At 61.9% G+C, this 18,858-nt stretch carries 16 protein-coding genes; 1 reads left to right on the top strand and 15 read right to left on the bottom strand.

All coding sequences use genetic code 11. From position 1 onward, the window contains the following. Positions 1-228: 228 nt before the first annotated feature. The 14 genes from GTP45_RS11920 to wrbA form a co-directional block, all read right to left on the bottom strand. The gene (locus GTP45_RS11920; RefSeq protein WP_161014062.1) at positions 229-2,484 is read right to left on the bottom strand and encodes an arginine/lysine/ornithine decarboxylase; all 2,256 of its coding nucleotides are present in this window, start codon (positions 2,482-2,484) and stop codon (positions 229-231) included. 217 nt (positions 2,485-2,701) lie between these two features. Further along, positions 2,702-3,274, bottom strand: a complete 573-nt coding sequence (locus GTP45_RS11915) for a DUF4337 domain-containing protein (RefSeq protein WP_161014061.1) — start codon at positions 3,272-3,274, stop codon at positions 2,702-2,704. Between the two features lie 27 nt (positions 3,275-3,301). Further along, positions 3,302-3,787: a dihydrofolate reductase gene (locus tag GTP45_RS11910; RefSeq protein WP_161014060.1), complete on the bottom strand. Its 486-nt coding sequence runs from the start codon at positions 3,785-3,787 to the stop codon at positions 3,302-3,304. Between the two features lie 4 nt (positions 3,788-3,791). Continuing rightward, positions 3,792-4,484: an alpha/beta fold hydrolase gene (locus tag GTP45_RS11905; RefSeq protein ID WP_161014059.1), complete on the bottom strand. Its 693-nt coding sequence runs from the start codon at positions 4,482-4,484 to the stop codon at positions 3,792-3,794. Beyond that, positions 4,481-5,452, bottom strand: coding sequence for a thymidylate synthase (locus tag GTP45_RS11900; protein WP_161014058.1), 972 nt, complete (start codon positions 5,450-5,452; stop codon positions 4,481-4,483). The genes GTP45_RS11905 and GTP45_RS11900 overlap by 4 nt, the downstream gene beginning before the upstream one ends. Positions 5,453-5,507: 55 nt before the next feature. Then, complete coding sequence (locus GTP45_RS11895) at positions 5,508-7,109, bottom strand: DEAD/DEAH box helicase (protein ID WP_161014057.1); 1,602 nt, start codon at positions 7,107-7,109, stop codon at positions 5,508-5,510. Positions 7,110-7,124: 15 nt separating this feature from the next. Continuing rightward, on the bottom strand, positions 7,125-8,210 hold the full coding sequence (locus tag GTP45_RS11890) for a threonine aldolase family protein (protein WP_161014056.1): 1,086 nt from the start codon (positions 8,208-8,210) through the stop codon (positions 7,125-7,127). 22 nt (positions 8,211-8,232) lie between these two features. Continuing rightward, entirely contained in the window at positions 8,233-10,065 is a 1,833-nt protein-coding gene (locus GTP45_RS11885) for an ABC transporter transmembrane domain-containing protein (RefSeq protein WP_161014055.1), read from the bottom strand. A 70-nt stretch (positions 10,066-10,135) separates the two neighbouring features. Then, complete coding sequence (locus tag GTP45_RS11880) at positions 10,136-11,212, bottom strand: lipocalin-like domain-containing protein (protein WP_161014054.1); 1,077 nt, start codon at positions 11,210-11,212, stop codon at positions 10,136-10,138. After that, entirely contained in the window at positions 11,212-13,779 is a 2,568-nt protein-coding gene (locus tag GTP45_RS11875; RefSeq protein WP_229258419.1) for an FtsX-like permease family protein, read from the bottom strand. Before GTP45_RS11875 ends, GTP45_RS11880 begins: the two co-directional genes overlap by 1 nt. After that, positions 13,779-14,186: a DUF4124 domain-containing protein gene (locus tag GTP45_RS11870; RefSeq protein ID WP_161014053.1), complete on the bottom strand. Its 408-nt coding sequence runs from the start codon at positions 14,184-14,186 to the stop codon at positions 13,779-13,781. Before GTP45_RS11870 ends, GTP45_RS11875 begins: the two co-directional genes overlap by 1 nt. Before the next feature lie 11 nt (positions 14,187-14,197). Beyond that, positions 14,198-15,604 carry an FAD-binding oxidoreductase gene (locus tag GTP45_RS11865; protein ID WP_161014052.1) on the bottom strand — a complete coding sequence of 469 codons (1,407 nt, stop codon included), beginning with the start codon at positions 15,602-15,604 and terminating at the stop codon, positions 14,198-14,200. Continuing rightward, positions 15,601-16,008, bottom strand: coding sequence for a DUF2069 domain-containing protein (locus GTP45_RS11860; protein ID WP_161014051.1), 408 nt, complete (start codon positions 16,006-16,008; stop codon positions 15,601-15,603). The genes GTP45_RS11865 and GTP45_RS11860 overlap by 4 nt, the downstream gene beginning before the upstream one ends. Before the next feature lie 5 nt (positions 16,009-16,013). Further along, positions 16,014-16,613 carry an NAD(P)H:quinone oxidoreductase gene (gene wrbA / locus GTP45_RS11855; protein ID WP_161014050.1) on the bottom strand — a complete coding sequence of 200 codons (600 nt, stop codon included), beginning with the start codon at positions 16,611-16,613 and terminating at the stop codon, positions 16,014-16,016. Between the two features lie 64 nt (positions 16,614-16,677). Here wrbA and GTP45_RS11850 point away from each other — a divergent pair, with 64 nt between their 5' ends. Then, positions 16,678-18,054, top strand: coding sequence for a YihY family inner membrane protein (locus GTP45_RS11850; RefSeq protein ID WP_161014049.1), 1,377 nt, complete (start codon positions 16,678-16,680; stop codon positions 18,052-18,054). On the opposite strand, the gene GTP45_RS11845 is transcribed toward GTP45_RS11850, so the two are convergent. After that, positions 18,038-18,721: an alpha/beta fold hydrolase gene (locus GTP45_RS11845; RefSeq protein WP_161014048.1), complete on the bottom strand. Its 684-nt coding sequence runs from the start codon at positions 18,719-18,721 to the stop codon at positions 18,038-18,040. The two genes, GTP45_RS11850 and GTP45_RS11845, sit on opposite strands and share 17 nt — an antisense overlap. Positions 18,722-18,858: the final 137 nt, after the last annotated feature.

The raw sequence follows: 18,858 nt of genomic DNA, 5'->3' as shown, positions 1-18,858 counted from the left end.
TAAAATAATTTTTTTGGGCAAGAAAAGCGCGTTTTTAATGATGCGCTGCAACATTGAGGTATTGCTATTTTTTTAGGCGAAATTGGCCGAAGATGAGCTCGGTTTAGGTGAACTTATTAAGGAGTTTACGGAAGTTTTTTTCTAGAAATGTGTCTGTTTCATGTTGAAATTTGCAAAAAAAAAAGCCCGATCGACAATGGATCGGGCTTTTGCTGTGGTATGCGGGGTTTATTGCTTGACGCAATCCACGAAGTAACCGCGTTTGCCGTCTACTTCGCGCTTGACCAAGCCGTGCACGTCGGTCTCGAAGCCCGGGAAGCGCTCGTTGAAGTCGCGCGCGAAGCGCAGGTAGTCGACGATGGTCTTGTTGAAGCGCTCGCCCGGGATCAGCAGCGGAATGCCCGGTGGGTAAGGCGTCAGCAGGATCGAGGTGATGCGGCCTTCCAGCTCGTCGATGGCGACGCGCTCGATTTCGCGGTGCGCCATCTTGGCGAACGCGTCGGACGGCTTCATCGCAGGCACCATGTCCGACAGGTACATCTCGGTGGTCAGGCGCGCCACGTCGTAGGCCTTGTAGAAATCGTGGATCTGCTGGCACAGGTCGCGCAGGCCGATCTTTTCGTAGGTCGGGTTGGCGGCCGCGAATTCCGGCAGGATGCGCCACATCGGCTGGTTCTTGTCGTAGTCGTCCTTGAACTGCTGCAGCGCGGTCAGCAGGGTGTTCCAGCGGCCCTTGGTGATGCCGATGGTGAACATGATGAAGAACGAGTACAGGCCGCACTTCTCAATGATCACGCCGTGCTCGGCCAGGTACTTGGTGACGATGGACGCAGGAATACCGGTCTCGTCGAACTTGCCGTCCAGCGACAGGCCAGGGTTGACGATGGTGGCCTTGATCGGGTCGAGCATGTTGAAGCCCGGCTTCAAGTCGCCGAAGCCGTGCCATTCCTTGCTCTGCTCGGTGAAGATCCAGTCGGCTTGCGAGCCGATGCCTTCTTCGGCGAACTCGTCCGGGCCCCACACCTTGAACCACCAGTCTTTGCCCCATTCGGCATCGATTTTCTTCATGGCGCGGCGGAAGTCCAGTGCTTCCAGGATGGATTCTTCCACCAGCGCGGTGCCGCCCGGTGCTTCCATCATCGCGGCGGCGACGTCGCACGAGGCGATGATCGAGTACTGCGGCGAGGTCGAGGTGTGCATCAGGTAGGCTTCGTTGAAGGCGTCCTGGTCCAGCTTGACGGTTTCCGATTCGCGCACCAGCACTTGCGAGGCCTGCGACAGGCCGGCCAGCAGCTTGTGGGTTGACTGGGTCGAGAAGATCATCGACTCTTTCGCGCGCGGACGGTCCTTGCCGATCGCGTGCATGTTCTTGTAGAAGTCGTGGAAGGTGGCGTGCGGCAGCCAGGCTTCGTCGAAGTGCAGGGTGTCGATCTGGCCGTCCAGCATTTCGCGCAGGGTTTCCACGTTGTAGACCACGCCGTCGTAGGTCGATTGGGTGATGGTCAGGATGCGCGGCTTCTTGTTCACGGCGTCGCGCGCGAACGGGTTGGCTTCGATCTTGCGCATGATGCTCTCCATCGAGAACTCTTCCAGCGGGATCGGGCCGATAATCCCGAGGTGGTTACGCGTCGGCATCAGGAACACAGGGATCGCGCCGCACATGATGATCGAGTGCAGGATCGATTTGTGGCAGTTGCGGTCAACCACCACGATGTCGCCAGGCGCGACGGTCGAGTGCCACACCATTTTGTTCGAGGTGGAGGTGCCGTTGGTGACGAAGTAGCAGTGGTCGGCGTTGAAGATGCGGGCAGCGTTGCGCTCGGACTTGGCAACCGGGCCGGTGTGATCCAGCAGCTGGCCCAGTTCCTCCACCGCGTTGCAGACGTCGGCGCGCAGCATGTTCTCGCCAAAGAATTGGTGGAACATCTGGCCGATCGGCGATTTCAGGAAGGCCACGCCGCCCGAGTGGCCCGGGCAGTGCCACGAGTAGGAACCGTCGTTGGCGTATTCCACCAGCGCGCGGAAGAACGGCGGCGCCAAGCCGTCCAGGTAGGACTTGGCTTCGCGGATGATGTGGCGCGCCACGAATTCCGGCGTGTCTTCAAACATGTGGATGAAGCCGTGCAGCTCGCGCAGGATGTCGTTCGGGATGTGGCGCGAGGTGCGGGTTTCGCCGTACAGGTAGATCGGGATGTCGGCGTTCTTGTAGCGGATCTCTTCGACGAAGGCGCGCAGCGATTTCAGCGCGGTGTCGGTATCTTCTACCGAGCCGGTGCCGAATTCTTCATCGTCGATCGACAGCACGAAGGCCGACGCGCGCGATTGCTGCTGGGCGAACTGGGCCAGGTCGCCGTAGCTGGTCACGCCCACCACTTCCATGCCTTCTTTTTCCATTGCATCGGCAAGGGCGCGAATGCCCAGGCCGGACGTGTTCTCGGAACGGAAATCCTCGTCAATGATGACGATGGGGAAACGAAATTTCATGCATGTCTCCAAAAAAGCAAGCCGCCCCTGACATGTGTTGAGGGGCGGACTAGGGCGCGACCGGTAGGCCGCAAAAAAATAAGAACGGGATTCTCGCAGAAATAGCGGCTCTGCGGGAAAAAATTATCGTAACAGAATGAACGCTTGTCATGACGCCCTTATTACAACGGCGCCATGCCTTTCATGAAACGTTGTTTGGTGAGCACTTAGTGAACACTTAGTGGGCACCAAACCACGCCAGCGCACCGAGTATGATGCCGACGCCGGCCACGCCGTAGGCCAGGCCCATCATCCATTTCTTGCGGGTCAGCAGGGTGATGGCGGCCAGCGAGATGGCGATCTGCTCGGCGGTGGTGGCCAGTGCCCACTGGTGGTGCTGGTGCATCGCTTCGTCCGACTTGTGGTTCCACTCTTTAGAGGATTCCTCCCACTTTTCGGCGTCCTTCTTGATGTCTTCCTTCTCTTTTTTGTAGCGGGCCACTTCGGCCTCGTAGCGCTTAGGATCGACGCCGGGCAGGGTCATGGCCAGCTCGGCCAGGTTTTGCTTGGCCGACTTGGCCTGGTAGTAGTTCCAGCTGTTGGCGGCCTGGGTCTTGTCGATGGCGGCGTTGTTCTTGAACAGGGCGGCGTCGTTCTGCGTTGCGCCGCCGAGATAGCCGAAAGCCGCGCCGACGGTGGCGAGGATGGCCGTCATCACGGCGATGTTGTTGGAGAAGCCGTCATTGCCGTGTGCGGCGTGTTCGACAGCGTGATCGTGCGGGCCGTGCACGTGGAAGCCTTGACCAGACATGGGTATCCTTAAAACTAAAAGTAAAACTTAGGCCTTGCGGCACAGGGTGACAAATGCGTACTTCAAACCGGAGGCCTCGGAGGCGTGTTCTTCGCGCGCGGTTTCTTGCCATGCACTGGCGTCCAGCTCAGGGAAGAACGCGTCGCAATCGAAAGTGTGGGCGATCTCGGTGATAATCAACTGTTCGGCCAGTTGCAGTGACTGCTTGTAAATCTCCGCGCCGCCGATGACGTAGCCCTCAGCGCCGCCGAGCAGCGCGATAGCGGCTTCAATCGAGCCGACCACTTCCACGCCGTCATGCTGCCATTCCGCGTTGCGCGTGATGACGATGTTGCGGCGGTTGGGCAGCGGGCGGCCGATCGAATCAAAAGTCTTGCGGCCCATGATGATCGGGTGGCCGGTGGTGAGGCGTTTGAAATGCGCCAGATCCTCCGGCAGCTTCCAAGGCAGCGTGTTATTAATCCCAATGCCCCGCTGGGCATCAGTCGCGACGATGATGGTGAGTTTACTCATGTTCTTAATTGTAGAAGGCTAGCAGGTGGTTTGCTAGCGCTTGGGGGGCTTCCAGGGGGATCATGTGGCCGGCGCCTTCGCTTAGGATGTGGAGCTGGGCGGCTGGGTAGTGTTGTTTGATTTCGCTGACGTCGGTGACGGCGACTAGTTTGTCATTCGCGGAGGCGACCACCATCATTGGGCAGTGTAGCTCGCCGGTGCGGCTCATCAGATCCGGGCGTTCGATGGTGGTGCGGAATTGGGTGAGCAGGACGTCTTTGCCCAGTTCTACGGCCATCGTCTGGATCACGTCGACTATCGCTGGATCGTCCATGTGTTCGGGTGCGAGGATTTCACGCAGGCGCATTTGCGTCATGCCGGTGTAGTGGTTTTTTTCCAGCTGCGGAATGATGCGCAGGCGCGTGGCTTTTTCTTTTTCCTGCAATCCCTTGGCGGAGCTGGCGATGATGACCAGCGAGTTCACGCGCTCGGGATGCGCCAGCGCGAATTCCACCGCCAGGTATGCGCCCAGCGAGAATGACACCAGATTAGCTTTCGGCGCAGCGTGCGCGCCGATCAGTTCTTGCATTTGCTCGCGCGAGCGGGCCTTGTGCAGCGGGATATGGTTGAACGCAAAGCCGTCGCCCAGCAGCGGCAGCAGGCGGCCCCACATGCGCTCATCGCACAGGGTGCCGGGTACAAAATCCAGCTGCATCATACTGCCATGGGCGCGGTGATCGGTGCGTGGTGCTGGTAGCCTTCCAGCGCGAAGTCGGATGGTTCGATTTTTTCCAGCCACTCTGGCTCGTACTTGCCAGTTTGCGCGAACGACGGTACGCGATCGGAGATGATTAGCTGCGGCAGCGGGAATGGCTCGCGCGTCAGCTGTTCCTGCACCATTTCCATGTGGTTCTCGTAGATGTGCGCATCGCCGATGAAGTAGGTGAACCAGCGCGGCGTGTAGCCGGTCAGGCGGCCGACCAGGTGCATCAGCGCTGCGCCTTCTGCAAGGTTGAATGGCGTACCCAGGCCAAGATCATTAGAGCGCACATAGAGGCACATCGACAGTTCTTTGGTGGTCGGATTCGGGATGAATTGGTAGAGCAGGTGGCAAGCCGGCAGGGCGACAGCGTCCAGCACGGCCGGATTCCAGCCATGGAACAGGATGCGGCGGCTGCCCGGGTTGTTGACGATGGTGTCGAGGCACTCGCGCAGCTGGTCTATCGCTTTGTAGAGCAGGACTTTCTTTACGCCGTTTTCTTCAATCGGCGCGACCACGGTGAAGCCGTTCTTTTGTGCGTTGGCCAGTTGGGCTTCCTGATCGGCGTCGATTACTTTGTAGCCGGGCCATTGGCGCCACTGCACGCCGTAGACCGGGCCCAGATCGTCGGTGCCCAGGCGGTATGGGTTGTCCAGCCATTGCTGGTTTTCGTTGGCGTTTTGATCCCAGACCTTGCAGCCCAGCGCGCGGAAGTCGGCGGCGCTGCGCGAGGCGCGCAGGAAGGCGCACAACTCGCCCACGACGGATTTGAATGCGAGCTTCTTGGTCGTCACGGCCGGGAAGCCCTTGGTCAGGTCGAAGCGCATCATCGCGCCCGGCACGCTCAAGGTGCGAATGCCGGTGCGGTTGTCTTGCCAACTGCCGGTGTCGATGACGGTTTGGATCAATTCCTTGTACTGCTGCATTCAGTTCTCCAACGTGGGGTGTCGCTCAAAGATGGTTATTTTAGCAGGGCGGCGTTCAGCGCGAACCCGGCTTGGATTTGCGTCCGCCCGGTTGCGCCGCAGCGCGGCCCGCGACACGGGCCTGCGACTTGGCGCCGCGGCCGCTGGTCACCACCACCGCGCCTTTCGGCGCACCGCCGCCAGCGCCACGCGATCCACCGCCAAAGCCGCCAGCAGGCCCGCTTGCGCGCGGCCCTTTGCCTTTGCCGCCGGATTTGTGGCCAAAGTTTGGCTCATCGCTGATCGCGCGGTCGCGGCCCGACGATTTTGATGGTTTCTCCGGTGGGATGTAAGTGCCGAGCGACTCGTTACCGCCCGCTGGGCGAGCGACGACGGCCGCTGCCGGCTTGCTGCCCGCCGTGGACGCGCCAGCAGCAGGGCGCTTGGCGCTTGCAGCTGGCTTGCCTGCCGCCTTGCCGGCGCGCGGTGGGGACAGTCTCTGTGCCGGTGCAGCGCTGCCTTTAGGTGCGGTTTCCGGCACGCGGTGATCGGCTTCGAAGCCTGCTTCCTCAAAGCGCTGGATGACCTGCCGCGTCAGCGTTTCCACCGCCTTGAGCATGTCCACTTCATCCGCACACACCAGCGACACCGCCTCACCAGCCATGCCCGCACGGCCAGTACGGCCGATACGGTGAATGTAATCCTCCGCCACGCTTGGCATATCAAAGTTCACCACCAGCGGCAGCGCCTCAATATCCAGACCGCGCGCTGCTACGTCGGTGGCGATCAACAACTGCACCTCTTTGCGCTTGAAACGATCCAGCGCGCGCAAACGTGCAGGCTGCGTTTTATCGCCATGAATGGCATCAGCGGTGAGGCCATGCTCCAGCAACTCCTTGACCAAAGCCTCCGCACCCTTGCGCGTCTTGACGAATACCAGCGCCTGCGCCCAGCCCAGCTTATTCAGCAAATGCAGGAACAACTCCGGCTTGCGGCGCTTATCGGTCGTCACGAGCCACTGCTTAACCGTCTTGACCGCCGTATTCGCCGCTTCAACTTGAATTTGCACCGGATCGCGCACCATGCCTTTGGCCAGCTTGCGTACCGCATCGGAGAACGTCGCCGAGAACATCAAGGTCTGACGCTGCTTAGGCAAAGCCTCCAGCAAAATATCCAGATCGCGCTCGAAGCCCAGATCCAGCATGCGGTCTGCTTCATCCAGCACCAGCGTTTGTAGCAGCTCGAAACTGATCACGCCCTGGTCGTGCAAGTCGATCAAGCGGCCCGGCGTCGCCACCAGCACATCGAGCCCTTTGCGAAGCTTGTTGATTTGCGGCGCGATGTCGACGCCGCCGTACGCCACCGCGCTACGCAACGGCAAATTACCGCCATAGCTGCGGAAGCTTTCGAAAACCTGCTCGGCCAATTCGCGCGTCGGCACCAGCACCAGCGCGCGGACGCACTGCGGTGCAGTCGCGCCGTCCAGCGTCAAACGCTGCAAAATAGGTAGCGCGAAACCAGCTGTCTTACCGGTGCCGGTTTGCGCCGCCGCCATTACATCGCGGCCCGCCAACACGGCAGGAATGGCTTGCTTCTGAACTGGTGTAGGCTGCTTGTAGCCTAGCGACTCCAGTGAACGCAATAAAGGGTCGATCAGACCCAGTGCTTGAAAAGTCATGTGAAATCCAAAGAATTAGTTGGTCAGCGCGTCCGACCACAAGGCCAGAATCTCGCGCACACGCTGATCCGGCAGGTGCAGTAAGTTGTCGCCGATGTAAAGCTCGACCGAGCAGCGGCCCGGCAGCGCCGCATGATTAGCGCCGTTGAACAGCCAAATGCTGTGCTGTTCCGCGATTTGATTGCGTATCTCCAGCGCGCGCTCGCGGCTCACCGGCAAATGCAAGTGCAGCATATTCGCATGCGGCTGCGCCGGATTGGGCGTCAGCAGCGGGTAGTCACGCAGCGTTTCGTACAGCCACTGCGTGCGCTTGAAGTAGTCCGGCATCGCCGCCAGCCGCGCATCGAACTGCATTGCCGCAGCCACCACGTAGGGCGTGCGCTGGTAGACATTGCCGCCTTGGCGCTTGAACCACTCCTGCGCCTTGGCGACAAAAGCGGCACTGCCAGCCAGCACCGCGCCGCCCATGCCGCCGATGCCCTTGTAGAGCGAAACGTAGACGCTATCGAAGCCCGCTGCAATCTCGCCGGCCGAACGGCCATAAGCCGCCGCTGTTTCCCACAAACGCGCGCCGTCCATGTGCAGGTGAATGCCTTGGTCGCGGCAGTAAGCCTTTATCTCCGCCAGTTCATCCCAGCTTGGACACTGGCCGCCGATCTCGCGCGCCGGAAGTTCCAGCGACACCGCGCCCAGTTGATCGGGAATCGCCTTCAGTTCATCCAACGTCCAAGGACGATGCGGATCGCCGATTTGCAGCGCATGGAAATGATCGAACAACTGATGATTGCCGCGTTCATGCTTCAGGATGTGCGAGCTTGGATGCAGGGCCACCAGCTTGCTGCCGCGCTCCGCGCAAGCGATGCGCAGCGCCGTGGCCTGCGTCATAGTGCCGGTGATGCAAAACACTGCGGCATCTTGGCCGAGCAGCCGGGCGACCTTCTGCTCAAAGTCCTGAATCAGCGTGCCGCTGCCATAGACATCATGCGCGATATCGCGCGCCTGGCACCAGTCGCCCATGGCCGCGAACAATTCGGCAGGCGTCAGTGCGCGATGGCCCGGCAAGTGCTGGCGGCAGCGTTGCTTCAATTCTGCATCGGTCATGGCGTGCTCCTGAAAGATACGCTCAATGCTCCACGTGCACGTTATGGAACTGCAGGGCCGCCAGATTGGCGTAGATGCCGCCCAGCGCCACCAGCGATGCGTGCGTGCCGGTTTCCACGATTTTACCGTCTTCCATGACGATGATGCGATCCGCGCGCTGCACGGTCGCCAGGCGGTGGGCGATGATGACGGTGGTGCGGCCGACCATCGCCGCTTCCAAGGCCTTCTGTACCAGGCGTTCCGATTCCGCATCCAGGGCGCTGGTGGCTTCGTCCAGCAGCAGCAATGGCGGGTTTTTCAGCAGTGCGCGCGCAATCGCAATGCGCTGGCGTTGGCCGCCCGACAAGCGCACACCGCGCTCGCCGAGGAAGGATTGATAGCCTTGTGGCAGGCGTTCGATGAATTCGTGCGCGGCGGCCAGCTTGGCGGCGGCGATCACTTCTTCATCGGTGGCGTCGGCGCGGCCGTAGCGAATGTTTTCCATCGCGTTGGCCGAGAAGATCACGGTATCTTGCGGCACGATGCCGATGGCGCCGCGCAGCGTGTGCAGATCCAGCTGAGTAATGTCGACGCCATCGAGCTTGATGCTGCCGCTTTGCGGATCGTAGAAACGCAGGAATAGTTGGAACAGGGTTGTCTTGCCGGCGCCGGACGGGCCGACTACCGCCACCGTTTCACCCGGTTTGATATCGAGAGCGAGGTGGCTCAGCGCATGGGTTTCAGGGCGCGAAGGGTAAGAGAACACCACGTCACTCAAGCTCAACGCGGCACCGTTGGCGGCGCGCGGCGGCAATGGCAGCGCCACGGCAGGCGATTGAATCTTGGACTTCACCGACATCAGCTCCAGCAAGCGCTCGGTGGCGCCGGCGGCGCGCTGCGCCTCGCCCATCACTTCGGACAGTGCGCCGATCGCGCCGGCCACGATGGAGGCGTACAGAATGAACTGGCCCAAGTCGCCGCCCGTCATTTCGCCCGACAGCACGGCGTGGGCGCCCAGCCACAGCACGAACACAATCGCGCCGAACACCAGCACAATTGCCAGCATGGTGAGAACGGCGCGCGCGCGAATGCGGTTCATCGCGGTTTGGAATGCACCTTCGACCGAGCCGCCGAAACGTTGCGATTCAATTTTCTCGTGAGTGAATGCCTGCACGGTCGGCATGGCGTTGAGGATTTCGCCGGCCATGGCGGAAGCATCGGCCACGCGGTCTTGCGAATCACGCGACAGCTTGCGCACGCGGCGGCCGAACATCACGATCGGCAGCACGGTCAAAATCAGCAGGCCGATGATGATGGCCGACAGTTTTGGGCTGGTCACGAACAGCATCACCAGACCGCCGATAAACAGCAGCATATTCCGCAGCGCCATCGAGATGCTGGTGCCGACCACCGATTGAATCAGCGTGGTGTCGGTGGTGATGCGCGACAGGACTTCCCCGGTCTGCGTGGTCTCGAAGAATTCCGGGCTTTGCGTAACGACGTGGTTATAGACCGCTGCGCGGATGTCGGCCGTCACGCGCTCGCCCAGCCACGACACGCTGTAAAAGCGCGCCGCCGTTGCCAGCGCCAGCACGGTGGCAAGGCCGAACAGCGCGAGGAATACCAGATCCACGTGCTGAATGCTGCGCGCACCGCCGCCGAAGCCAAGGTCGATCATCTGCTTGAAGGCCGCAGGAATCGCCAGCGTGGCGCCGGCCGCCACTAGCAGCGCGATACCGGCGATGGCGAAGCGGCGCTTGTACGGCGCGAGGAAGGGCAGCAGCTCGCGCAAGGTGGCGAGGCTGCCTTTCTTCAGTTCCCGGGTGGTGGTCGGTGCGGCGGCGGACATCGTGCTGGCGGTGGTGCTGTTGGTCATGTGTGGCTACGGTTGCGTGAAGATGCTGATTATGACGTGTGGTACTGCTTTATATTGTTCTATATTGTTATTACAGTTTCATCGGACTGACATAGCCGGTCAATTCCAGGTAGGCGCGGCCCGCCGGCTTGCCATCGCGGCTCAGCGTTACCGCACCTTCCCAGTACACGGCGCCGGTCGAGCGGCGCGAATCCAGCTCCTGATCGTCCTGCAAGGGCACGATATCCCACACGGTACTGCCGGTGGTGAGCTGGGTCGCAACGGGATACTCGGCATTGGTGCGGGGCGATCGCCACCGCCTTTGCGGGGTAAATTTGACCTGATCCGGCGTGAACTGCGTGATCTTACCGGAAGCATCGCGCCATGTCGCGTGCGCCCATAGTTTAGCACCTGTCTTGCTGCGGATCTGGAAAGCCATCATCGCGCCGCCGTCGGACAGGTTGGCGCCTAGCCAATCCCACCCATTGGCGTTGGGATCGACGTACTCGCTGAACCACTCGTGATCGAGCCACGCGGAGCCGGTGACGGCGACCGGTTTGCCGCCGCGTGTGATATTTCCGCTAACTTGCAGGTGCGGTTCGCTGTAGTAGTAGCTGGCTTGGCCCGGGCGCGGGCCTTTGCGCGAGTAGCCCCGGTCGTCCTCGGGCAGCACGGCTTGTGTGGGTGATAACTTCAGGTCGAACTTGACTTGGGCGCCGTCGACGTGAACGCTGTAGCTGCCGTCGGCGGTGCGGCGCATATTCCAGTCCTCCAATTTGACGTCGGTATCGCCGGTTTTGGCGTAGGACAGGCCGAAGCCTTCGCGCGCGCTGCGCTGGTCGTGCAGCAGTTTGCCATTGGCCGGATCGGACAGCGCGGCGTGGCCGATGATCATTTGCTTGGGCGCGAACTGGCTAGGATTGGCGCGGTCATGGCTGCCGGCGACGCGGAAGAAGGTGACCTGGAAGCCGACCGGCTTGCCGTCCGGCGTATTGAGCCAGCCGGTGACGTACCACCATTCGGTTTTGTAATCGGGATGCGCGCCGTAGTCTTTCGGGAAGGTGAGCGCAGCGCCAGGACGTAGCGGCGTGACGGCGGTGAACTGTGGTGCTGCGGCGAGAGCCGGCAGCGCGGCAAGCAGCAACAGGATGAGCAGGCGGCGCAGCATTACCAGTCCTCCCTGACGGCGCGTATCGGCCCACCGGACAGCGATTGGCGGCCTGCCAGCAATGCGGTCAGCGCGGCGGCTGCCAGCAGCAGGCCGGCCACGGCACCTAGCAGCGGCCAAGGCAGGTGCAGTTGCATGGTCCAGTGGAAGGACTGCGGATTGACGACGAAGACCAGGATCAAGCTGATGACCCATCCAAGCACGAAGCCGGTGGCGATGCCGAGCGCCGTCAGCGAGCCGCCTTCAATCGCCAATATCGCCAGCACTTGCTTGCGCGTGACGCCGACGTGGCGCAGCATGCCGAACTCCTTGGCGCGCGCCAGCGTTTGCGCAGAGAAGGTCGCGGCCACGCCGAACAGGCCGATGACGATGGCAATCGCTTCAAGCAGGTGGGTGATGGCGAAGCTGCGGTCGAAAATTTTCATGCTCATGGCGCGGATTTCGGATGGTTCGCTGGCTTCCAATGCGGCGGCAAATGGCAGCCGTTTGAGCGCGGCGAGCGTCTCTTCGGCCTTGGCGCCGGATTTGAGCGACAGCGCCACGCCGCTGGCCTCCTGGTCGCCGGTGATAGCGCGGTAGTCGCTGAGACGCATTTGAATGGTGCCGGTCGGCCGCGCGTAATCACGCCACACTCCTGCCACCTGGAAGGCGTGCTGCGCGCCGTTCAGCGGCAGTTCGATGTGCTGGCCGACGCGCATCCCATACAAATCGACCATGGCTTCGGAGATCCATACTGGCGGCGGTGCGCCGTCGGTGGGCTTTAGTGTTTCGCCGACGATGGCGAGCGAGCTGCCTGGATTGGCGGCATCGACGTTGCGCGCCATGAGGACGACGGCAGGGCGTTCGGTTGCCAGTGACACGGCGCGCGTGCGCAGAAAGTCGGCGTGGGCCACCCCGGGCAGGGAAGCTAGCGATGCTTGTTCTTGCGGGCGCAGGCCGGCGGTAGCGCCGCCTGTGGATGCGCTGACGTAGATATCGGCAGGCAGGATGTGTTGCAGCCAGTCGTCCAGCGACACGCGGAAGCTGGCGACCATGATGGCCATCGCCACCATCAGGCTAAAGCTGGACAGCACGCCGCCTAGGGCGATGCCGGCTTGGCTGGAAGCGTTGGCCAGCCGCGCCAAGGTGAGCGTGACAACGGCGGAGGCGTACGGCTTGTCGGCCGTGGCCGCGCTCCAGCGACGGTGCGCGAAGCGGAATATGATGGCGGCGAGGCGCGGCATCAAGCCAATGGCGCCGATCAGCAGCAGGGCTATCGACAGGTAGCCGAACAGTGGCAGCTCAAATACTGGCGGTGCTTGCGACAGCAGTGCGGCCAATGACATCAGCACCAGCGACGGCCATGCGCGCGACAGGCGCGACATCGCGGCTTCCTCGGTGCCGGATTTGAGGGCGACGGCGGGCTTGGCGCGGGCGGCATCCAACGCCGGTGCGGCGCAACCCAGTAGCGCTACCACCACGCCCAGTGCGAAATAGACGGCAGCAGCCACCGGTGTGAAATGCACTTGCGGACGCACGCCGGAGAAGAAGCCAGCGCCGAGATCCGCGCCCATGAAGTGCAGCGCGGCTGCAGCCAGGCCATAGCCGGCGGCGATACCGATCGCCGATCCGGCTACGCCGAGGCACAGGCCTTCGATCAGGATTTGGCGCAACAGGCGGTGGCGGTCCATGCCCAGCACGCGCAGTAGCGCGAATTGGCTGCGGCGGCGGATTACGGATAGCGCCTGTGTCGAGAACACCAGGAAGGCGCCGGTGAACAGTGCGACGAGTGCCAGCACGGTGAGGTTGACGCGATAGGCGCGGCTCATGCTTTCGTTGCGGCTGTTTTGTTCTTCGTCGTTAGGCTGGCTGACGCGGAAGCGGCCGGGGTATTGGGCTTGCAAGTCTTGCTGGAGCTGGGCTTTGAAGGTTTCGCGGTTCACGCCGTCGCGCAGTTTGAGGTCGACGCGGGACAGTTGGCCGAGTTTTTCAAAGCGCCATTGGGCGGTGGCGATGTCCATCACGGCGATACGCTGGCCGGCGCGTGCGCCTGCTACTGGGCCGGCAACGCGCAGCGCTAGTTGATTGGTGCCGACTTGCAGGGTTACCGTGCTGGCCTTTGGTTGCAGCCATTGCTGGGCGGCGGGCGAGAGGAAGAGGGCGTCGTCGGCTAGCGTGTCTTCAACGCGACCATCTGTGGGCGTGCCGAGTAGATCGGGCGTGACGTAGCTGGCGCGGAAGGCGTCGATGCCGATGATTTTGAGGGCAGTGCGTTCGCCGGGGGTGGAGGCGTCGAATTCTAGTACTGGCGAGGCGACGACTACGCCCTCGCGCTGGGCTAGTGCTGGGTAGATGCCTTCGTCGAAGAACGGCTCTGCGCCGCGCACTTGGATGTCGGCCACGCCGGACAGGCTCTTCACGGCGGCCGAGAATTCGTTGAAGGCCGCTGCGTTAATCAGATGAATGGCAAAACCGAGCGAGATGCCGACCGCGATGGCGGCTATCGCCACCAAAGCCCGCACCGGGTGCGCGCGCCACTCACCCAGCAGCAGCCAGCGCGACAAGCGGCGCATCGATGCGGCCTGCATCAGCGGGGGCACTCCAAGGCCATGGCTTCGCCGGCGCGGTGGGCGCGGAGGCGGGCGGCTTCGGTGGCTTGACCGGTGGCGCGGCGGGCATCTTCGTCGGCCCAGCGTTTTTTGAGTTGGAGCTGATCGCACTTTTTGCGCTGTACAGCAGCGGCTTTGGCGGCGCTGGCGGCTTCGCGTTCTTCACGCTCCTCGCGTTTGAGGCGCGCTTTCTCCAGCGTGTCGGCCTGCTTTTGCTGCTTGCGCAGCGTGGCGCCAGCCGCGGGATCGGCCGAAGGCGCTGCCGGCGCTTCCAGCGTAGACGCCTGCGCGCCCGCCGGACAAGGCGCATCGCTATAACTGACCTTGCCATCCACCGTGCATTTGTACACAGCGCCGACTAGCGCCGCAACGATCAGAATATTCATCTCAGCCTCGCTCAAAGGATTTTACCGGGATTCATAATACCCAGCGGATCCAATGCCGCTTTGATGGCTCGCATCATATTGAGTTCTACCGGCGACTTATAGCGCGCCAGTTCATCGCGCTTCAAGGCGCCGATGCCGTGCTCCGCCGAAATCGAACCGCCAAAGGCCATCACACTGTCATACACCACGCGGTTGACCTCATCCTGGTTGTGCAGGAAGTCTTCATTTGATACGCCCGCCGGGGGCGCAACATTGAAGTGCAGATTACCGTCGCCCAAGTGGCCAAAGCACACTAGCTGACAGCCGGGGAACGCCGCATCCAGCAACGGTTCGGTTGCCGCGATAAAGTCCGCAATGCGCGACACCGGCAGCGAAATATCGTGCTTGATGTTCTTGCCCGCCTTGGCCTGCGCCAACGGAATATGCTCGCGCAATTGCCACAGGCCCGCCGATTGCGCCACCGACGTCGCCACCACTGCATCATTAATCACTCCGCGTTCCAGCGCCGCGCCGATGGCATGCTCCAGCAGCCCAACTGCGTGCTGCTCGGATTCGCTGCTCGACAATTCCAACAGCACATACTGCGGATGCGGCTCCGTGAAAGGCCGAGGCAATTGCGGGAACTGCTGCGCCACAAGTTCAAGGCAGTAGCGCGACATCAGCTCAAAGCCTGTCAGACTCGAACCGCAGTGATCCTGCATCAGCACCAGCAACTGCTGCGCATCAGCAGGCGAGGGTAGCGCCGCCAGCGCCGTAATGCTGGCTTTAGGCTGTGGGTACAGCTTCAACACCGCACCGGTGATGATGCCGAGCGTGCCCTCTGCACCGATGAACAAATCGCGCAAATCGTAGCCGGTATTATCTTTGCGCAGACCGCGCAAGCCGCTCCAAATCTCGCCCTGCGGCGTGACGACCTCCAGGCCGAGGCACAGCTCACGCGTATTCCCGTAGCGCAGAACCGCCGTGCCGCCGGCATTAGTGGCCAGATTGCCGCCTATCGTGCAGCTGCCTTCCGCCGCCAGCGACAACGGGAACAGGCAGCCCTCGGCCGCCGCAGCTTCCTGTATGTGTTGAAGAATGCAGCCCGCATCCACCGTCATGGTGCGGTTGACTGCATCGACTTGGCGTATGCTGTTCAGCCGCGCCAGCGACAGCACGACCTGCGCACCGCTGGCATCGGGCACGCTGCCCAGCACCAGTCCCGTATTGCCGCCTTGCGGTACGATGCCCACGCGATGCTCGGCGCAAGCGCGCACCAATGTCGCCACTTGCTCCACCGAGCCGGGACGCAGCACCGCCTGCGCCTTGCCGGTGAAGCGCCCGCGCTGATCGGTGAGAAAGGACGCCATGCCGTCTGGCGTATCGAGCACATACGGCTCGCCGATGATGGCGCGGCATTGCGTGAGGAAGTCCATCATTTAACCGTGTTGACCTTCACCTTATCGAGCAGCTCCTTGGCCAGCTTCTTGGCAGCGCGCTTGTAAGGACGCAGGTACAGTACCGCGCACACAAAATACACGCACACTACGGCCGCCTCGCCCCAGCCCAGCCACGACGACAAGCTGCCGATATCGCTCCAGCCGCGCACCACGCCTTCGGTGAAGTACAGCAGGATCATCATCGACGTCCATTGCAGCGTGTAGATGTCACGCTTGTAGACGCCGTACAGCGGCAGCAACAGCGGCGCAGCTTTCAGCACCAGCCACGAACCGCCCGGTTTTAAAGGCGCCAGCACCATCTCCCACAACACACACCAGATAATCAGCGTCACCAGGCTGCCGATGGCGCCCCAGTGAAAATATTTTTGCATTGTGGTTTCCATGGCGCTTATCCGCGTAGTTTGACTGCTGTCTCGGCCAGCCGCTTGCCCAGTGCGATGGCGAGGCGTTTCTCGTCTTCGGTGATGACCTTCTTGCCATCGAGGCCGGACCAGTGGCTGGCGCCGTAAGGCGTGCCGCCGCTGGAAGTGGTCATCAGTTCGGGGTTGGTGTAGGGCAGGCCGATCACCATCAAGCCGTGATGGAACAGCGGGATCATCATCGACAGCAGCGTCGACTCCTGCCCGCCGTGCAGGCTGCCGGTCGAGGTGAAGACGCAGGCCGGCTTACCCGCCAGCGCGCCGGACAGCCATTGGCTGGCGGTGCCATCCCAAAAATACTTCATGGCCGAAGCCATATTGCCGAAGCGCGTCGGCGAACCGACGGCGATGCCGGCGCATTCGGTCAAGTCATCCAGTTCGACGTAAGGCGCGCCGTCGGCCGGCACTTCCGGCTCAGTAGCTTCGGTGACGGTGGACACGGCCGGCACGGTGCGCAGGCGCGCGTCGCAACCCGGTACGCTTTCGATACCTTGGGCGATCAGCTCCGCCAGCTTGCGGGTGGCGCCGTGGCGGGAGTAAAACAAAACGAGAATGGTCAGAGAGTTCATCGGCGTTATTATAGGGCGCTTTAGCAGGTGGCATCATTGCCACTGTTGTAATACGATACGCCCCATGGTCGAAAAATATACTCAATGGTTGTTCCAATATGTCTACCGCGCCTGTAAAAGCGGCTGGCAGACAGCACGTTCTTTGTCCTGGCCTGAGGTACGGGACTTGTTTTTGTTTGCGCATCGGCGGCTGCGCGAGGAGAGTTTGCCGCAGGTGGCCGGTAGTTTGACGTTTACCACCGTGTTTGCGCTGGTGCCGCTGCTGACCATCGCGCTGGCGATTTTCACCACCTTCCCGCTGTTCACCACCTTCCGTAGTTCGCTGGAGGCGTACTTCGTGCAGAGCGTGATGCCGAAGTCGATCTCCAGCAATATCCTCAACTACCTGACCATGTTCGCCTCCAAGGCCACGCGGTTGTCGGCGGTGGGTGCGGTGACGCTGATCGTGACCTCGATCGCGATGATGAATCTGATCGAGCGCGTGTTCAACCGCATCTGGCGCGTGCGCGGCCAGCGCGCCTGGACGAAGCGGATACTCGTCTACTGGGCCTTGATTACGCTCGGGCCGTTGCTGATCGGTGTGTCGATCACCTTGTCGTCGCAGGTGTTCATGGCGACCAGCGACTTGGTTGGCCACGTGCCGATTATTGGGGCGCTGATCTACACCGTCCTGTCGCTGGCGCTGACCACGGCCACCTTCACGCTGCTGTACGTGGCAGTGCCGAACCGTGATGTCGACTGGCGCGATGCGGCATGGGGCGGCCTGGTGGCCGGCCTCGCGTTTGAGTTGGCCAAGCGCGGTTTTGCCATCTTCATTACTCAGTTCCCGACGTATTCCAAGATTTACGGGGCGCTGGCTGCGGTGCCGTTGTTCCTGCTGTGGGTCTATCTATCGTGGCTGATTACCTTGTTCGGCGCTCTGCTGGTGGCCGCGCTGCCGGTGGTGAAGTACGAACGCTGGTGGCACGAGGCGCAGCCGGGCGGCGAATTTGTCGACGCGATGGCGATCCTCAAGGTGCTGCATGTAGCCTGCAAATGCGGCGACACGGCGCTGGTCAGCGCCGGCCAAATCCGCGCCCGCACGCGCCTGGGCTTCGATGAGATGGACAATCTGCTGGAGCGCATGATGCAGGAGGGCTGGGTGGGCCGGGTGCCGGTCGCCAATCCGCCGCGCGTCCAGTGGGGCAAGCGCGTGAGTGAGGGTTCCGATCACTGGGTCATCCTCGCCAACATGGATAAGCTCACGCTGGCCGACGTCTACCGCTTATTCGTCTTCGCCGGCATGCCGGTCAACGCCGGCGTCATTGCCGACGGCGACGATGAGCGCGACCTCCAGGCCGCCCGCGAGGCCGCAGCACTGGCCCGCGAAGTCGAAACCGCCGTCGAAGCAGGCCTCGGCAAGACCCTCGCCGACCACTTTGGCCCTATCGACTGCCGATAAAATTTGCCAGCGCTTCATTGACGGCGTCGGCTTGTTCGGTCATCAGGGCGTGACCGCTGGCTAGCGTGATGGATTGGGCGTTGGTGATGAAGGGCGGCGCCGGTGGCGTCATCACGTCGTTTGCGCCGTAGATGAAGAGGGCGGGGCAGCGCACTTGTGTTGCGGCTGCGGCGCCGTTGTCGTAGGCGTTGCAGGCGGCGAGATCGGTATGCAGCAACTGCTTGCCCGCCAGCCGCAGCATTAGTTGGCGCAGCGGTTCGGTGTTGGCATAGCCTCGGCTGTGCGACCATTTGGTGACCATGTCGATGGCTTTTGCCTCATCGTTGCGCGCGGTGTCGAGCAGTGCATCGGCCACTTTCATCGGGTAGCTGGAACCTAGTATGGCCAGATGCGTGATGCGCTGCGGCGCCCGGGCGGCCGCTTCCAGCGCGATTAACGATCCCATGCTGTGGCCGATCAAGGCGGCTTGCTTAATGTCAGCCGCGTCAAGCCTGGCTAGCAGCCAGTCGGCCATGGCGGCGACACTGCTTAATGGCGCCGCGCCGTCGTCGCAGTGGGCCGGCAGGTCGATGGCCAGCACTTGGTGGCCGCGCTCTGCAAAATAGCGGCTCTGCGCTGTCCATACCGTGTGGTCGTTCATGGCGCCGTGGATGAAAACCAGCTGCATATGCGTGTCTCCTTTTTTGCGGCCATCCTAACCCGAAACGCAGCGTGGCAACAGTACGACAACATTGTTATGTTTTGCTTATCCGAAGCACTGGCTTTTTTGCTGGGCATAGGCTACATTCGCAACAAAGGCTACAA

Origin of the sequence: Duganella rivi, assembly GCF_009857435.1 — a bacterium.
Taxonomy (GTDB): domain Bacteria; phylum Pseudomonadota; class Gammaproteobacteria; order Burkholderiales; family Burkholderiaceae_D; genus Rugamonas; species Rugamonas rivi.
This window is presented reverse-complemented; position numbering and strand designations above follow the sequence as displayed.

What these genes read in the sequence shown, in the direction of transcription:
- GTP45_RS11905 (WP_161014059.1), bottom strand. Translation starts at nt 4,484, where the DNA reads ATGATGCAGCTGGATTTTGTACCCGGCACCCTGTGCGATGAGCGCATG.
- GTP45_RS11860 (WP_161014051.1), bottom strand. Translation starts at nt 16,008, where the DNA reads ATGGAAACCACAATGCAAAAATATTTTCACTGGGGCGCCATCGGCAGC.
- GTP45_RS11880 (WP_161014054.1), bottom strand. Translation starts at nt 11,212, where the DNA reads ATGCTGCGCCGCCTGCTCATCCTGTTGCTGCTTGCCGCGCTGCCGGCT.
- GTP45_RS11845 (WP_161014048.1), bottom strand. Translation starts at nt 18,721, where the DNA reads ATGCAGCTGGTTTTCATCCACGGCGCCATGAACGACCACACGGTATGG.
- GTP45_RS11875 (WP_229258419.1), bottom strand. Translation starts at nt 13,779, where the DNA reads ATGCAGGCCGCATCGATGCGCCGCTTGTCGCGCTGGCTGCTGCTGGGT.
- wrbA (WP_161014050.1), bottom strand. Translation starts at nt 16,613, where the DNA reads ATGAACTCTCTGACCATTCTCGTTTTGTTTTACTCCCGCCACGGCGCC.
- GTP45_RS11850 (WP_161014049.1), top strand. Translation starts at nt 16,678, where the DNA reads ATGGTCGAAAAATATACTCAATGGTTGTTCCAATATGTCTACCGCGCC.
- GTP45_RS11920 (WP_161014062.1), bottom strand. Translation starts at nt 2,484, where the DNA reads ATGAAATTTCGTTTCCCCATCGTCATCATTGACGAGGATTTCCGTTCC.
- GTP45_RS11885 (WP_161014055.1), bottom strand. Translation starts at nt 10,065, where the DNA reads ATGACCAACAGCACCACCGCCAGCACGATGTCCGCCGCCGCACCGACC.
- GTP45_RS11900 (WP_161014058.1), bottom strand. Translation starts at nt 5,452, where the DNA reads ATGCAGCAGTACAAGGAATTGATCCAAACCGTCATCGACACCGGCAGT.
- GTP45_RS11910 (WP_161014060.1), bottom strand. Translation starts at nt 3,787, where the DNA reads ATGAGTAAACTCACCATCATCGTCGCGACTGATGCCCAGCGGGGCATT.
- GTP45_RS11895 (WP_161014057.1), bottom strand. Translation starts at nt 7,109, where the DNA reads ATGACTTTTCAAGCACTGGGTCTGATCGACCCTTTATTGCGTTCACTG.
- GTP45_RS11915 (WP_161014061.1), bottom strand. Translation starts at nt 3,274, where the DNA reads ATGTCTGGTCAAGGCTTCCACGTGCACGGCCCGCACGATCACGCTGTC.
- GTP45_RS11870 (WP_161014053.1), bottom strand. Translation starts at nt 14,186, where the DNA reads ATGAATATTCTGATCGTTGCGGCGCTAGTCGGCGCTGTGTACAAATGC.
- GTP45_RS11890 (WP_161014056.1), bottom strand. Translation starts at nt 8,210, where the DNA reads ATGACCGATGCAGAATTGAAGCAACGCTGCCGCCAGCACTTGCCGGGC.
- GTP45_RS11865 (WP_161014052.1), bottom strand. Translation starts at nt 15,604, where the DNA reads ATGATGGACTTCCTCACGCAATGCCGCGCCATCATCGGCGAGCCGTAT.